Genomic DNA, 1,643 nt, shown 5'->3' with positions numbered 1-1,643 from the left:
TACATGAACTTTGGCCTGGGAAAGTACGACCTCAGCCAGTTCCGCTACTCAGAGTCTAGCGTTGGCTCTATGGCTGGGGCGTCTTATACCATCTATCAGCCTGGCGATGTGATTGCGACGCTTTACGAGGGTTATGAGTTCGATGATGTGGACGGGCAGGAGGTGCCAGGTAAGAACGAAGATACCGGTACGCCACTATACACAGCAACGGCTACAACGATGGTCAGCGGTAACTATGCCGGTGGGCAGCTTGCTGTGAAAATCGTCAGGCAGGATGAATTTGACTACTTCGCTGGCCTGACATTCCCGCATGCTGTATCGATGGTTCTTAACATCACATATCCGGTGCCAGGCGGAACCAAAACAGAAGATGTTTCTCTTTTTGCCAATCTGATTGGCTTTGAACAGACAGACGATGGCGCAGTCATTGACCCCACAGAATGGTACACATTCACTTTTGATAATCTCAATGGCTCAGGCGCGTCTTACATCACCACAGCAACCATCAACACAACTAAATTTGTTCTCAATGACAATGCTGCGTTGATAGTAGGTCCGTTCTTTTCACCAATCGATTCAGACCAGCTTTGGGTTCACACTAACTCAGGACTCGGCGGAAACAGTGAAACTAACTGGCGGCTGCAAATCTGGAAAGTTGACGTAAACAACAACCAGATACCCGGTACCGCGCAGACCTTCACTTATCGGCAGACAACGCCTCACGACTCGACAAGTGAGACGTTCTATCGCACCGACAAGATTACTCCGACAGCTGGGCGAGGGCGTTATGCTTTGTCGTTCAACCGGACGGATAACTCCAGCGATGCCAGCAAACTGCAGGTAGAGGAAATCCACGCGGTAAACGTACGTAGCAACGTCAGCCACCCTAACGACACAACCGCAATCATCAAGGTTCGTGCTACCGAAAACTCTACCGGCCGCGAACTGAAGTACAACGCGATGATTAACCGCTATACCATCAGCTACTCACTAGGCACTCAGACTGTTGATATGACGCTCAGGCCATCTCGAAAGTTCGCTGATGCTGTCGCGCATACATGGCTCGTTATGGCAGGGCAGCCGGCCAACAATATCGACCTGTACGGACTGTACCAGATTCAGGCTGAAATTGATGCGATTGACCCGCGTCTTGGGTGCTTCGATTACACCTTCGACGATGAGGATGTGTCGCTAGGCTCCCGTATAGAAACCATCTGTGACGCCGCCAGCGTGACCGTGTTCTGGGATGATGGCGTGCTGTCATTTGTCCGTGACAAGAAGCGCAGCAGCCCGGCTACGGTGTTTAACCGCAATAACACGACCGATGCGGGTTACTCTCTTAGCTACGATATGACGCTGCCAGGTGGCTTTGACGGCGTCGAGGTTCAGTACCGAAACCCAACGACAAACAAACAGGACTTCATCCGCTACCGGATCAGCAATGGCGCTATAGTCTCTGGCGCCGCTGTGAAGCCGAAGAAATTCGAGATGATGTATATCAGGGATGAATTTCAGGCTGATGAGAGGGCTTTGAGAGAGTGCAAGCGGCTCATCTACTCACGGATGGCCATGAGCATTACGGCGCTGGCTGATGGGGAATGGGTGAACGTTGGTGACATGGTGCAGATAGCGGATACATACGA

At 51.6% G+C, this 1,643-nt stretch carries 1 protein-coding gene; it reads left to right on the top strand.

Annotation, left to right across the window (positions count from 1 at the left end):
• On the top strand, positions 1 to 1,643 hold a 1,643-nt coding region (locus AAE045_RS23095; protein ID WP_455549666.1), incomplete at both ends, for a host specificity factor TipJ family phage tail protein.

The sequence above is a fragment of the Dryocola clanedunensis genome (assembly GCF_038405435.1).
GTDB classification, from domain to species: Bacteria; Pseudomonadota; Gammaproteobacteria; order Enterobacterales; family Enterobacteriaceae; genus Dryocola; species Dryocola clanedunensis_A.
This window is presented reverse-complemented; position numbering and strand designations above follow the sequence as displayed.